Consider the following 14,898-nt stretch of genomic DNA (forward strand, 5'->3'; position numbering starts at 1 on the left):
GGCTGACCTAGATTCCCTTTTTATTTCCCAAACCGCTTACGATACCCACATTTCCTACATAATTCCTCTACAGCCTCTCTTCGTGAAAAGCCATCAACGAGATTCTTCGCACGATCCATCTCAATAATGTCCGAAAATGAATTTTCATTAATATTACCGAGATTGATGATACCCTCACCATCTAAACAACACGGAATCACGGTTCCATTCGCTAAGATGCCTGCTTGATTACGCATGCCGTAGCAAAAGCCTTTGCCATCATCCTCTTCTTCATGAAGAGCGGGCCACTGAAATTCATAATCTTGATTAATATAAATGCGATCAGCAATTTTCACGCCGCTACCAGGCACGACTTTCTCTTCAATGCGGTAATCTAAGTTAAATTCTTTTTCAATGATTTCCAGCACTTCTCTATTTCGTTTTTTCTCCAAATTCGTCGCATTATCCTGCGTCAAATTCCATAACCGTAGTGACACAATCAGCTCCGATTGACTCGTCGCTTCCTTAATAAACGAAAGGATGCTCTTCACATAGCCTTCTTTATCTTCCGAACCAATATGACCATCAAAACTATGAAGTGAGAAATTCATCTGCCTTAGAGCCGGCTTATTTAATAGCTTCTCTCTCTTCTTATTAATGAGCGTTCCATTGGTCGTAATATTCACCTTAAAGCCTTTTTCATGACTGATATCAAGCAACTGCCCAATTTTCGGATGCAGCAGCGGCTCACCCTTCACATGCAAATAAATATAATCCGTATGCGGCTTAATCTGATCCAACCGTTTCGTAAAATCTTCCAATGAAATAAACTGCTTCGCCCGTTCTGTCGGCGGACAAAAACTACAAGCCAAATTACAAACACTCGTAATCTCTAAATAAAACTTCTTGAACTTTTTCAACTTCTCTTCCTCGATTCTTTAACAACTTCAAACAATTTGCACTACTATACTAATTAAAGCAGATATATCGGGGGATGGGTATAGGGAGTTTTTTGGCCCACTACTACAAATAGGTATTGATTAGCTCGTAACACCTTTCTTCAGTAAGATTGGCTAGCACCGATACATATTCTAGCTGTTCCTGTGTTCCACCTTCAAACTTTAATGACGCATTTTTTGCCGTATCATCTCTTTCATTGAGCCAATTTCGTTGTTCTTCTCTTAAATGAGCCATCTCTTTTGTTGAAAGTTCCTCCTCTAACACCTGATAAACTTCATTCAACAACGCATCCCAAGCATCATATCGATCACCCTCTACTTTTTTCATTGCATAAGTGGATGCATCCGCTGGTTTTACTTCTTCCAACTCTTTTTGCGTACGATTGAACTCTTTTATATACGTCTCTTTTAAAGAATTCTCATTATGAGTGATTAGAGGCTGTTCCTTTTCGCTTTGGGTAGGGACTTGTTTTGATTGTTCCGGATCTAACTGTTTATTAGTCTCATTACCAGTATTTCCACAAGCCGAAATCATAAGCAATAATAAAAGCCATACAGTGGTAATAAAAATCCCTTTATTCTTCATACAATCTCCCCCTCGTTCCTCTATTCCACATCTCCTATTTTTTCATAAAAAGGGTAATTTTTCACCTATCAATCTGTAAATCTCTAACTTCCTTCGTTACAATAAAAGGAAGATCTTTTTGGAGGGAGTAACAAAAATGGTTCCTATCTCTAAGATTTCTCTTTGTTGTCTGGGAATAATCATCATGTTGGGTGGATGTTCTAATCCAACTGACACGAGTGAGACAAATGCTTCTGATGACGCCTTAGTAAGTGTGGCGGAATACAACGGTGAAGGCTATGCCTTACCCTACGGAAAAGAAACCGATCAGATTGCCGAAGATCATCGAGAGCAAATTGAAGAGGCCACAGTCACACTTTTTCAAGAAAACTACCAAACCGAAGTCGTAGTGCACAATGTAGTCGGAGCATTAGATGCCGCCACGGTCTTTGTGGAATCGGTGGGTGAACCTCATTTTTATACATACGCCGTTGTACCAATTGATGAAAAAGAAAAGAAAGTAATGACCGAGCAAATTTCAGCCGATGCCTTTCAAGTAGAAAACGCTATTAAGGGCGGGTTGTATCATATGATTTTTAGCGAAGAGTTCAAGAAGCTTGATAATTACTTTGAGTCATTGGTTGCAGAAGGAGAAGTGATTGGTAAAACAGAAGCAGCGCTTAAAAATGTTGGTGGACATGGCTTTATGACGCCTTATTATTTTATTACCTTAACAAGTAAAGAAGAGGCTATTCAACCCGTCTATGACCTATATTTGAACGACTCTAACGAGAGTGTAGTGGCTTTACGAAACGCCTATAAAACAGACTTATTTGATTCAGAAAACTTTAAAATTAATATTCAATTATTCATGGCTGATAAAGAGGAAAATCCAAGTGAAGCTATTTTTCATGAGGTTACTAAAGTGTTAGAAGAAATGGACTCGATACCAAGTGGCACCTATAGCTTTTCTCTCAATGATCATTACATCGATAAAAAAAGTGGTGAAGGAGCGAAAGAAAATTCCTTAAAGCGGAGTTTTCCAGATTATATTGTGAAGGAATAAATTCTTATGAAAGGAAAACACCGCCTTCATTTAACTAATATCTTTAATTGTATTTATATAGATTTGTTTATACTTCATCGCATTTTTACCAATCGAACAATAATAAGGATGTGGTAAACGTTCAGCTATTGGATAGTGTAATCTTCCGCTCTTTCTCATCTGCTTTAAGGATCGCTCAACTTCTTTACTTAAGGGAATGATTATTTTGGGTTGAACCATATCCATTTCTGCAATAAATGTGTCTGTAAAAGTCGTTGCTAGCGATGACGGCAAATCATAATAATTCAAATTTTTACCGTCTCTTGTAAAACCAAACCAAGAGATATTTGTCATATATACATTTTCATAGAATGATTCTCTTCCTACTTCATTAATAATGGAGAAAATGAATTGCGCACTCTGTTCTCTATCATCACCCTCTATGTCAGAAAGCAACTGAGAGATAGACCTAAAATCAAGAAAGGGAATACCTGTCTTACCAGCGCCATTTCTTCCGGGATTAATACCGCATAGGACTATTCTACTCGCATTAGATCTATATACCGTTCGATAATATCTTTGTACAAGTTCGAGGTTCTTATTAAACCCATCCAAAACCGTAATCTTTTCTCTCTTAAGAATTTCTTTCACGACAGGATTATGGTTGAGGTTAGTATAAAAGTCAGTATGCAAATTTAGAATTTTATCCATACACCCACTCCTTCAAAGGTTATAGGACTTATATTCTATGAAAATGGATGGTTTCCCTGCAAATATAAAATCGTTGAGAAAGGCTGTATAAATTATGACTAGACTAACGGGAATTTTGCTCTACAGTATGGGTATAAGCGTATTATTGTCTGGATGTGCCGAAATGAATAATACAGAACAGACCCCCACTTCAGATGAATTCTTGATAAGCGTTCTAGAGTACAATGGAGAGGGCTATGCACTGCCTTATGGCAAAGAAACTGATCAGATTGCGGAAGAATACCGAGAGGAAATTGAAGCTAAAACTATTAAGTTTTTTCAAGAAAACTATCAAACTGAAATCGTTGTGCACAATGTAGTTGGCGCTTTGAATGGTGCCACTATCTTTGTTGAATCTGTCGGTGAACCGCATTTTTATACAAATGCGTTTGTTCCAGTTGATGAAAAAGAAAAGAAAGTGATGACGGACCAAATCTCAGCCGATAACTTTCAAGTAAAAAACGCAATTAAGGGTGGACTATACCACATGATTTTTAGCGATGAATTCAAGAAGCTTGATAAACACTTTGAGTCGCTAGTTGCAGATGATGTAACAGGTAAAACGCTAGAGTCTCTCCAAAATGTTGGGGGCCATGGCTTCCAAACTCCCTATTACTTTATCTCTATAACTAATAAAGAAACAGCTTTAGAGCCGGTATACGAGCTTTATATGCAAAACCCTGAAGAAAGTGTAAAACATCTTAGGGCTACTTTTGAAGATGAGCTATTTGACGCAACGAACCTGTTCATCAACATTCAATTATTTATGGCGGAAGAAAAAGAAAAGCCGAACACAGCATTGTTTGATGAACTTACACAGGAACTCGAAGGAATGGATGAAATCCCCAAAGGCTCTTATAGTTTTGTCCTTAATGATCATTTTATAGATAAACAAAGTGCTAGTGGTATGGGTGAGCATTCGATAGATATGGTGGGGCATATTATAAAAGAATAACCTTAATATATCTGACTATTCTCCTATTTTTGCATAAAAAGGGTAATTTTTCACCTTTATAACTGTAAATATCTAACTTTATCCGCTACAATAATGGAAGATGGCGAAGCCCTTTAGGGAGGATAAACAAACTATGAGGAAACTAACTAAAATATTGCTCTGTAGTATTGGGATTACAATGATGCTTGGAGGCTGCTCAGATATGAATGATACAGATAAGAATGGTAACGATAATGAAAAGGTAAAAGAAACAGGAGCTTCCCCATCAGATAATGGACTGGTCAGTATTCTAGACTACAACGGGGAAGGATATGCGCTTCCATACGGGAAAAAAACTGGTGAGATTGCAGAGGAAAATCGGGAACAAATCGTAGAAGCCACAATCACATTTTTTCAAGAAAAATATAAAACTGAGGTAGTCGTGCATAATGTGGTCGGAGCAAAGGATGGAGCTACCGTCTTTGTTGAATCGGCAGGTGAACCTCACTTTTATACATATGCTGTTGTTCCGGTAAATGAAAGTGAAAAGCAAGTTATGACAAAGCAAATTTGGGCAGATGAGTACCAAGTGCAAAATGCGATCCAAGGCGGACTATATCACATGATTTTCAATCAAGAATTCGGGCAATTGGATGATTATTTTACAACTCTTGCGAAAGAAGAACAAATTACGGGTAAGAATGAAGAAGCTCTCCAAAAAATGGGCGGTCATGGATTTATGACTCCTTATTATTTTATTTCCACTGACGCGAATGATGCTGCTATCAAACCAGTATACGATCTTTATTTACAAAACCCTGATTCAAATATTGAAACTTTAAGAAATGCTTATGAGGAAAGCTTATTTGATAAGGAAAATTTCCAGATTAATATCCAGTTATTTATGAAAGAAAAACAAGCGGAACCAAGTGAAGAGATTTTCACTCAAGTGACAACTGACCTCGAGGAAATGAACAATATTCCTAAAGGAACTTATAGCTTTTATTTAAATGACCATTTTATTCATGAAGAATCTGGTGAAGGTGCCAAAGATAATTCTCTAAAGCGAGCTTTTCCTGATTATATTATTAAAGATTAAAAGAAGGTGAATCTATGACTACCATTGAAAATTCACCCCAAATAAATAATGACAAAGATTTAGTAGAGTTGGCAGGTTATCATGCCTATACCTACCCTTTAGTGGAATCGCGATTAGAAGTAAATAACAATTCTTACAGAGTGATTAATACACTTTACCAAGATCCAACCGGGCTCGATGCCATGACAGTATTAAATATGGAGACGAATGAAATATCCATCATCTATGTCGGTACAGATGCGAGTGGAAAATACGGCAAGCAAGATATCATAACAGATGTGCAGCTTTTAAGTGATCTGACTCCTGCCCAGCTTGCTGCGGCAAGGGACTACTATGATGAGATGAACCGGGAGTATAAACAAGTCGGCGGTGTCCAATCAATCGCAGGAAATTCCCTTGGTGGTGGGTTGGTAGGCGCTGTGGCTATCGAGAATCCAGAGGTTAATGCAGTTACTTTAAACCCTGCTCTCCTTCCTGATGGGATGGTTGATCCTAATCAAACTTATGATCATATCACTAACTACTTCAGTAGCTACGATGTATTGACACAGACTTTGATCGCATTAAATCTGCATGACAGAATTCCAGGTAAACAGTATGAAATCTTTAATGGAATTCCCGGATTTTCCATGCTTGCTACAAACCACACAGGCTATTTACGTAATGAAGATGGTTCCCAGTACTATGTGATTGGGGAAGTTGGCAAACCAGGATACGGTAAGATTTATATCGATGCAGATGCTCATATCGTTTCTAGCATCTGGACGGGTATCCCCCTTTATGGCGGTCAATCTGAACGTATTGAAATTAACAAAGAAAACCTAGATATACTGGCTACATCTCTACAGAATCATATAATGGAAAGATTGAATCTTTCCCGTGAATACCTTGGCCATTCGGTTGCAATTGTGGAACACGAAGGCAATCGGTATTATGAACGACTTAACCAACTGCAAAATACGTTTGAGAATTTGTTTGATAATATTATTAGTGAACCCCTATTTATTGGTATCACGAATATTAGCAACCGATTAACAGCAGAAATCGATCATCTAATTTCCGTATTAGATATTGCAGAAAACAATAGCAAATCTTTGAACTATATCTTAAATTCTCCACCAGCAGAACTTCTTGAACATATTTTTCAAACAGACATCAGTGTAGAAAGTATATTTGCACAGCTTCGTAATCAGCTATACGAACTCAAGGCAGATATTCAAAATATCTCAAGAAACATAATGCAAATCATCTCAGACAAAATTCCTGAATTGTTTAGAGGAGGCAAGGAAGCTTGGTATGATGCAGTAGTAGGTGAATTAAATGCCCATTATGGCATTGTGAATGGTAATAGAGATAAGCTTCTTTCTCATATCACTGAATTCCAAAAACAAGTACAAGATGTTGCCACGAACTTTCAAATGCAGGATCAGTCTCTAGGGCAATCGATTAAAAATAAATCAACTCATTCTCACTCCGTTTCAGTCCAGGGAACGAATACTTACACACTTGAAGACTCCCCTTACATGGAATGGAAAATGAAAATAAAAGACATTCAACTAGACACTGCCTACACTGCATTTACAGTATCGACACAGGCACTGCTTTTCCCACTTTTAGAAACAGGGAAAGTCGTGACTTTCGCCATCGAGAGCACACTTGAAATCTTATCAGCCAGTATCAAAGGAGCAACAAATATAGCATTAAGCCACACATTACCTGGAAAGCTCATCAGTCTATTCACAGACTATGATGATAAAATCAGAAACACCGTCTCAAACACACTCCAGCCACTAGACGAACTAGCTTCTACCGTCGAAGGCATCCGTAAAGGACTAGAACGGTTAATTAGCGAATACCCTACACTACTCAATCACTTTAGACCTTACGTAGAAAGCGCCATCTTTAACAACAATGGCTATTTTAATGTCCACCTCTATAACCAAGCATCCACCGCCATCCTAAAAGAGATGCAAATGCTATTTGACGATGTCGTTTATCAATTAGGTGACAACAAAGCGGATGCTATTAATGCTTTATGTGAGATATCGCGGAAGCTGAAGGTGAATATGGAGGTATTGTATGAGCAGGTGGAGCGTGGGACTTAAGGTTAGCGTATGCCCCCTTGTTTTTTTGGGGGTTACTTCATTTTTGAGTATCTAGCCCGTGATCAATTAGATGTCATAGATAATGTAAAAATTTGATTGGTTCTAACCCTTTACTCATTTCTTTCCTCTTTCCGTCATAGAATTTTAAAATTATTAAAGAAACATTTATAGTAAAAATACACTATTACCATCCTCATATTGAACTATTTACCTATTACCCCTACAATTTACATATATATTTCCAATTTTAACAAATAGCCATATTTGTACGAGACCTACGAGGTGACATATAATGAAAGTATTAGACGCTGATGAGTTACAGTCGGGCATAAATAACACGCAAAATGGATTGAAGCACTTAAGCAACCAGCTCGAAACGCTAGAAATGAGCATCCTTTCTATTAGTAGCTTAGAAAGCGAGCTCCGCGGGGAAGGCGGAAATTCCATCCGCGCGTTTTACAAAGACGTCCATCTCCCCTTTCTCCATTCAATGAAACAAATGGTAGAACAATATGAAGCAACATTAAAGGAACTCACCCAATCACTACGTTCACTAGATTCATCCAGCCGAGCGATGATACGACAAAGCTTCATACAACAAGACCTAACTCAAGGCATCAGAAGAACAAAAAACATCACAAGCGACTTAACGGACGAAGGCAACCGCACCATCCAATCAGTCGATGATATCGTCTCCTTGCCGAGGCTGGATGATCATCGGGTACATCAACATGCCCAATCGGCCACTAGTCAAATGACACAAACGATTGAGAGACTACATCACTTCGACCAACAACAAACAAATAAACTAGAAGCAACTGCCCAAGACCTATCAAGGCTCAAAAGCACCATCAGTGAAATCCAAACATTATTCCAAAATGGGACACTTAGTCTATCATCCTATCAGCCTAATCAGCTCGCTCACCTATTAAACAACCCAGTCATTGGCGGCATGTCATTATCACAAACCTATGGACCAATGGCACTCGGCATGATGCCAACCTATGCACCATTTTCATCCATGAACTTTGCCTTTGGTGGTCAGCCGATAAAGGATATCGAAAAGAATCAATCAACCTTAGGCTGGATTTCGACTGGTTTAGACTTCGTACCAGTTCTCTCCAATCTCAAAGCCGGTATCGAAGCTGCCACAGGAACCGACTTCATCACCGGTAGAGAAATTGGCAACCTAGAAAGAGCTGCCCTCGTCGCCGCGATCTTTGGTGGACCACTTGTTAAAGGTGGCATCAAGGTGGTGAAATGGGGAAGTAAACTTTTCAGTAAGGTTAAGAATGTCCTTAATCCACAGAAGGTTAAAACGGTGGTTGATGGGATCTTTAGTAAGGTGACACAAGGGTTTCATGCTTTGAGGAATACGGCTGCTGAGTTGATGAGGAAGTTTGGGGATGTTCGTATACCGCTGCAACCTCAGTTTGCATTGGCTGGGAGTTCTGGTGGTGTTATTAGAACAAGTGGTGGCATGACGTCTAATGTTAATGATACCTTGGTGAGAGCGAGTAGTTCGGTTAGGGATGCAGGTGGTAAGGGTACGGGTAAATTAACTTCAACAAAAGATATTTATAAAGTATCACCTAAAGATATTTCCCAAGCGCTGGAAGGCTATGAGCAAACTCATAAGTTCAAAGCACATTTTAGAGGGTTTGAAGTAAAAGCACAGCGTTCATTATCGCATATGTCTGATAAACAATTGGTATACTCATTTAAAAAAGGTTACTCACCAAAGGATGGAGCAAATGATACAATTGTACTACATCACCATGAACAAAAAGTTGAGGGACCAATAATTGAGATGCCTAGTAGATACCATGATTTGGGTAATAAAAGACAACATCCATTTGGAAATTCAGGTGGAGTTGGCAGTGGGGAAGCTAGGATAGAGTTTAATAAGTGGCGTAAAGAATATTGGAAGGCAAGATATGCTAATGAAATGATTAAAAGGGGGATTATTGAGTGAAGATAGAAATATTAAATGCTATCGATGATGAGTTCGAAATGTGCCCAGAAGCCTTTGGAGGACCTCTTAATATTGAGGAAGTAAATAAAGCAGAAGAAGAACTAAAAGTAAAATTGCCAGAGGACTTTAAAGAATTTCTTTTGAGATATGGTTCTGGAGCAGTCGGTGAGGCTATTATTTTGGGATTGAAAGAGGCAGAGTTTGTTGCGACACCATCATTTGTAGAGAAATCTCTACATTTTAGAAAAGCACTCCCTCAAGGGTATGAGAATTTTACTGCTATTGGTATAGACGGTGCAGGCAATCCAGTAGGCTTTAATTCTCCGAATACAGAAATTATTACATTTGACTTTAATTTCGGTGGGAAAGTAATTATAGCAGAGAGTTTTGAGGAATACTTAGAAAAAGCAATCCGTGAAGAATTAAATATACATTTTTAACATCCGGGATATTCATTGTAATAAGATAGACCAATAAAATGAAATTAATTGTAAGCACTTTATTGCCTAGTAGGCAAAAAGTGCTTTTTTGAGAGAAATTAACCCTTTGGACAACATAACAAATGATTTGTATCAAATTCATAGCTCACGATGGTTGTCCATCATGGAGTATTACGTAAAATGATAGAAACTGAAAATGAGGTCCGAAGTGCATCTGTAAAAAACGGACATGCTCCTATCCTTAATGATGCGGGTAGTGTTGCATCATTCACAATAAAAATGTGGTGAGTCATTATATGAGGAAAATAATATTCAATGGTACACACTTATTTCTAGAAAGGAACACGGTTTTCCGAAGCAATATCTTGTTTTGAGTGAAATGTCAGCAAATACTGTATTAGTGCTGGACACTGTAACAGATAAAGTTTATAAAGTTAATTTTGAGGGTGGAGATGAAAAGCTTTTAAAAGGTTAAAAGAAACTTGGTCATCGTTTTTTTATTTCTTAAAGGAATATTTTAATTGTTAATTAATGTTCAATAAAAGATAATTCTAAAACCATGGTTGATAGTATACCTTTCAAGGTTTTTTAAGTATCAATTACTATATGGTGAAATTTATATCGCGTTTGATTTAAATACTCATGATAGCTAGCAACATTACAAGAACATTTTAATACAACATCACATTGGTGGAGGTGGTCAAGCTGTAGCGGTACCCTCAAAACTACATCCAGGTTTAGGAGGGATTCATAATGCTGAATGGAGGAACCCGATTGGATAAAAAGGAATTATTTAACTTTATCAATGAACATAAGGAATCAGATAATTTTACAGGTGGAGTAGATGAGAGTCGAATTAATTCTATACAAAATGAGCTTGGGGTGGAATTACCAGAAAGTTATAAATGGTTTTTATATACTTATGGTTCTGGTGGGTTATATGTTGATATTTTAGGAGTGGCTAAGTCAAATAGAGCTCCTGTTGTTGTTCATACAAAAAGATATAGAGAATTAGGAATGGAGAAAGATTTAGTAGTTATTGAAGATGCTGGTGAATATGCTTATTGTCTATACATCAGTGAAATGGAGGATAATGAATGCCCGGTAATAGCGTGGAATAGACCAGGGGGACTTGATGACTACATTACAGCAAAAAATTTCTATGAGTTTTTATCTCAAAGATTGTTAGATGCAAAAGAAGCATGGGAAGAAGATTTTTAAGATAGATAAATAGAAGAAGTTATAAATGAATGAAAATCAAACAAAAGCCGTTGAAATTTTACATTTATAAGAGGATTTATATAGTTAGTCTCTTTGATACATTAAAATATACCAAGACCATGTTGATACTAATTTCTAAATTAAAATTCATGTAAATGCTATTTGCCACCACCTATAATACAATTCACCTTGCTGGAGCTCAGTGAGGCTTTAAATGAAAATATCACTCATATAAATACCTCGAATACTTTACTAATCCCCTTTACTAAAATAAACTAAAATTAGCTTAAATATAGGATATAGGTGATCTATTATGAAAAAAACAGTCCACGTCGTTGGAGCTATTATTGAGAATAAAAAATATGAAATCTTCTGTGCGTTAAGAAGCCCAGAAATGTCATTAGCAAATTATTGGGAATTTCCAGGTGGTAAAATCGAAGATGGAGAAACACCTGAACAAGCATTAGAACGTGAAATTCAGGAAGAATTTTCTTGCTCGATTCAAGTAGGTTCCAAAGTAGAAGATACAGTCTATGAATATGAAAACGTAATTGTACGACTTGAAACTTACAAAGCAGAACTTACAAAGGGGCAACCTACAGCATTGGAACATGCTGCCACAAAGTGGGTTACACGAGAAGAAATTACTAATCTAAATTTCGCCCCTGCAGATATCCCTGCAGTGAAGAAGATTGCTAAGGAAGAAAGATAAGAATTCGAAGGAAATGATGTGAACTGACATGGAGCAGCAAAAACTTATTCAAAAAATAGAAAACTCACTATACAAAGGATTTATAGATCAAAACAAACCAGTCTCTACTCAATTTAAACCAAAACTTTTAACAAACAAGCATCATGAAAATGTTTTATCTACATTACTTCAAGAATTAAAAACATGTAATACATTTATCTTTTCTGTCGCCTTTATTACTGAAGGTGGTTTAGCAACTTTAAAAACAATGCTTTACGACCTAAATAAAAAAGGGATAAAAGGACGTATTCTAACATCAACATTTCTAAATTTTAATCAGCCTAAAATGTTTAAAGAGCTTCTAAAACTTAATAATGTTGAAGTACGAGTAACTAGTGAAAAGGGGTTCCATTCTAAAGGATATATTTTTGAACATCAAGACTACTACTCATTAATCGTTGGAAGCTCTAATTTAACAGACAGTGCATTAAAAGCAAACTATGAATGGAATGTATTTTTAACTTCATTAGAAAATGGTGAAATAATTAACCATTTTAAAAATCAATTTGAAGAAGCCTGGGATGCAGCATTTCCTTTAAAGGAAGAATGGATTGCTAATTACAAACAACATTTTGAACTAAAACCTTTTGTTAAACATATTTCTCCAAATGCACTTGAAATAAATGCTGAGTATTTAACAAACACTCTTGCCGATAGCTTAGCAATCCAACCGAATAAAATGCAAATAGCCGCACTCGAACAATTAAAGGCACTTCGAGAATCAGGCGCTAAAAAAGGATTAATTATCTCTGCAACAGGTACAGGTAAAACGTATTTATCTGCTTTTGATGTTCGTAACTTTGCTCCTGGGAAAATGCTATTTATTGTTCATCGTGAACAAATCTTAAAGAAAGCAATGGGAGATTATCGAAGAATTCTTGGTGGGCACGAAGATGATTTTGGCATTCTTTCCGGTACCTCAAAAGATATTCATGCTAAATACTTATTTGCTACGATCCAAACCATTTCTAGGGATGGCTACCTTCAACAATTTATGAAAGATCAGTTTGATTACGTGTTGATAGATGAAGTACATAAAGCTGGTGCAGAAACCTATTTAAAAATAATTAATTACTTTAATCCTAAATTTTTGCTTGGTATGACGGCAACACCTGAACGAACTGACAAATTTAATATTTATGAATTATTTGATTACAACATCGCGTATGAAATACGTCTACAAGCAGCCCTTGAAGAAGAAATGCTTTGTCCATTCCATTATTTTGGTGTTTTAGACTATGAAAAAGATGGTGAAAACATTGATGATACAACAGAACTCCGAAAATTAGTATCCTCTGAACGTGTAAAACACATTATTGAAAAGATTAATTACTATGGATATTCAGGTGATTCTGTCCGTGGATTAATGTTTTGTAGTTCAAAAGGGGAAGTTCATGAACTTTCAAATGCTTTGAACCATGAAGGTTTAAAAACGATTGGATTAACTGGTGACAACTCTCAAGAAGAGCGTGAAAATGCAATTAGCAAATTGAATAGTGGAGAACTCGAATACATATTAACAGTTGATATTTTTAACGAAGGAATTGACATACCTTACTTAAATCAAATCGTAATGCTCCGCCAAACACAATCTAGCATTATCTTTATACAACAGCTTGGTCGCGGACTACGTAAACACAATTCTAAAGAATATGTTACGATTATTGATTTTATTGGGAACTATAAAAACAACTACCTAATTCCGATTGCCCTTTCTGGTGACCAAACACTGAACAAAGATAACATCCGCCGTAAAACTGTAAATACAAACTATATCCAAGGTGTATCAACGATAAATTTTGAGGAAATTGCAAAAAAGAAAATTTTTGATGCTATTAACAATACTAATTTATCAACATTAAAAACATTACGGGATGCTTATTCGGATATGAAAAATCGTTTAGGTCGAATTCCTACTCTCTTTGACTTTATTGAGCATAATTCAATCGACCCTGAAGTAATCGTGGGTTATTCTCAAACCTACTATAATTTTAAATTGAAAATGAAAGAGTCAATTCCTTCTCTCACTGAATATGAACAATCTGTTTTAGAAATGTTTTCAAAAGAGTTTATGAATGGCAAACGTATACACGAAATTCTTCTAATTGAAACGCTAATTGCTAATGAGTCCATATCCCGAAAATCATTCGTTCAAAAATTAAAAGATTTTGGTACATATGCAGACGATACAACCATTCATTCTATTGAAAATATGTTCTCACTAAGATTTCATGTTAAAAATGATATAAAAAAATATAAATTCAAGCCAATTATTGAAGTAGTTGATGAACACTATCGATTTAATGTAGAAATTCAGGAGAGTTTGAGAGATTTAAATTTTAAAAGTTATATTGAGGATATTATAAGATGCGCTTATGTAAAAAATAAAAAATATGATAAAACAAAAGCATTGACGTTATTTGAGAAATATTCCCGTAGAGATGCTTGTCGTTTATTGAACTGGCCACATGATGATTCATCAACCATTTACGGGTACCGCGCAAAATATAACACTTGTCCAATCTTTGTTACGTACCATAAAAAGGATGAAGTTGAAACAAGTCAAGCTTATAGTGATGAATTTTTATCACCTGAACTATTTAGATGGTTCACTCGTAACCGTTTAACACTAGATTCCACTGAGGTAAAGAAAATCATATCTTATAAAGAGTCGGGATTGAAAATTCATCTATTTACGAAAAAGGATGACGGCGAGGGCACAGATTTTTATTACCTAGGTCAAGTTGATATTGCTGAGGATAGTGTAAAAAACGAAACCATGCCTGATGGAAAAGGAAATCATCTATCAGTCGTTACGATGAATTTAGTACTAGAACAGCCTGTTCTGTATGATATTTATCATTATTTAGTAGAAGAATAAGAATTAATCTCAACTTGAAGTGAATTAAATGCTTCGAGTTCTTTCTTTTCTATGTGATGGCTAATAAAAAAATTATTTTAGCTTCATGGAAATTTTTTTAATACCACACAAGCTTTTTTAAAGGAGCTGTTTGAAAAGCCATACCCCTGACTTTTCAACAGCTCTCTTTTATTAGAGAATTTTATTCGGTTTTT

12 protein-coding genes and 2 pseudogenes are annotated in these 14,898 nt (G+C 36.2%); 11 read left to right on the forward strand and 3 right to left on the reverse strand.

The features are described from left to right. Positions 1-20: 20 nt before the first annotated feature. A complete protein-coding gene (locus tag MHH73_RS21840; protein ID WP_191817321.1) occupies positions 21-899 on the reverse strand; it encodes a radical SAM/SPASM domain-containing protein in 879 nt (292 codons plus the stop codon). 103 nt (positions 900-1,002) lie between these two features. Continuing rightward, positions 1,003-1,524, reverse strand: a complete 522-nt coding sequence (locus tag MHH73_RS21845; RefSeq protein WP_191817322.1) for a lysozyme inhibitor LprI family protein — start codon at positions 1,522-1,524, stop codon at positions 1,003-1,005. A gap of 136 nt (positions 1,525-1,660) precedes the next feature. On the opposite strand from MHH73_RS21845, the gene MHH73_RS21850 reads away from it, so the two are divergent. Beyond that, positions 1,661-2,569, forward strand: coding sequence for a DUF1672 family protein (locus tag MHH73_RS21850; RefSeq protein WP_191817323.1), 909 nt, complete (start codon positions 1,661-1,663; stop codon positions 2,567-2,569). Between the two features lie 30 nt (positions 2,570-2,599). Here the strand turns inward: MHH73_RS21850 and MHH73_RS21855 are convergent, their stop codons facing one another. Further along, entirely contained in the window at positions 2,600-3,259 is a 660-nt protein-coding gene (locus tag MHH73_RS21855; RefSeq protein WP_191817324.1) for a uracil-DNA glycosylase family protein, read from the reverse strand. A gap of 163 nt (positions 3,260-3,422) precedes the next feature. Here MHH73_RS21855 and MHH73_RS21860 point away from each other — a divergent pair, with 163 nt between their 5' ends. From MHH73_RS21860 to MHH73_RS21905, 10 genes and pseudogenes are all read left to right on the forward strand, one after another. Continuing rightward, on the forward strand, positions 3,423-4,253 hold the full coding sequence (locus MHH73_RS21860) for a DUF1672 family protein (protein ID WP_225230809.1): 831 nt from the start codon (positions 3,423-3,425) through the stop codon (positions 4,251-4,253). 133 nt (positions 4,254-4,386) lie between these two features. Continuing rightward, a complete protein-coding gene (locus MHH73_RS21865) occupies positions 4,387-5,331 on the forward strand; it encodes a DUF1672 family protein (protein WP_191817326.1) in 945 nt (314 codons plus the stop codon). Between the two features lie 14 nt (positions 5,332-5,345). Beyond that, on the forward strand, positions 5,346-7,436 hold the full coding sequence (locus MHH73_RS21870) for an SA1320 family protein (protein WP_191817327.1): 2,091 nt from the start codon (positions 5,346-5,348) through the stop codon (positions 7,434-7,436). A gap of 292 nt (positions 7,437-7,728) precedes the next feature. Further along, positions 7,729-9,411: a T7SS effector LXG polymorphic toxin gene (locus MHH73_RS21875; RefSeq protein WP_191817328.1), complete on the forward strand. Its 1,683-nt coding sequence runs from the start codon at positions 7,729-7,731 to the stop codon at positions 9,409-9,411. Beyond that, on the forward strand, positions 9,408-9,851 hold the full coding sequence (locus tag MHH73_RS21880) for an SMI1/KNR4 family protein (RefSeq protein WP_191817329.1): 444 nt from the start codon (positions 9,408-9,410) through the stop codon (positions 9,849-9,851). Before MHH73_RS21875 ends, MHH73_RS21880 begins: the two co-directional genes overlap by 4 nt. Before the next feature lie 298 nt (positions 9,852-10,149). Beyond that, positions 10,150-10,379: pseudogene (locus MHH73_RS21885) on the forward strand (SMI1/KNR4 family protein); the annotation flags it as partial. A gap of 131 nt (positions 10,380-10,510) precedes the next feature. Further along, a pseudogene (locus tag MHH73_RS21890) lies at positions 10,511-10,633 on the forward strand (hypothetical protein); the annotation flags it as partial. After that, positions 10,626-11,072, forward strand: coding sequence for an SMI1/KNR4 family protein (locus MHH73_RS21895; protein ID WP_191817330.1), 447 nt, complete (start codon positions 10,626-10,628; stop codon positions 11,070-11,072). The pseudogene MHH73_RS21890 and the gene MHH73_RS21895, both read left to right, overlap by 8 nt. A 313-nt stretch (positions 11,073-11,385) precedes the next feature. Then, positions 11,386-11,784: a (deoxy)nucleoside triphosphate pyrophosphohydrolase gene (locus tag MHH73_RS21900; RefSeq protein WP_191817331.1), complete on the forward strand. Its 399-nt coding sequence runs from the start codon at positions 11,386-11,388 to the stop codon at positions 11,782-11,784. Between the two features lie 28 nt (positions 11,785-11,812). Then, a complete protein-coding gene (locus MHH73_RS21905) occupies positions 11,813-14,704 on the forward strand; it encodes a DUF3427 domain-containing protein (protein WP_191817332.1) in 2,892 nt (963 codons plus the stop codon). Positions 14,705-14,898 lie beyond the last annotated feature (194 nt).

The sequence above is a fragment of the Cytobacillus sp. FSL K6-0265 genome (genome assembly GCF_038003465.1).
In the GTDB taxonomy this organism is placed as follows: domain Bacteria; phylum Bacillota; class Bacilli; order Bacillales; family Cytobacillaceae; genus Cytobacillus; species Cytobacillus stercorigallinarum.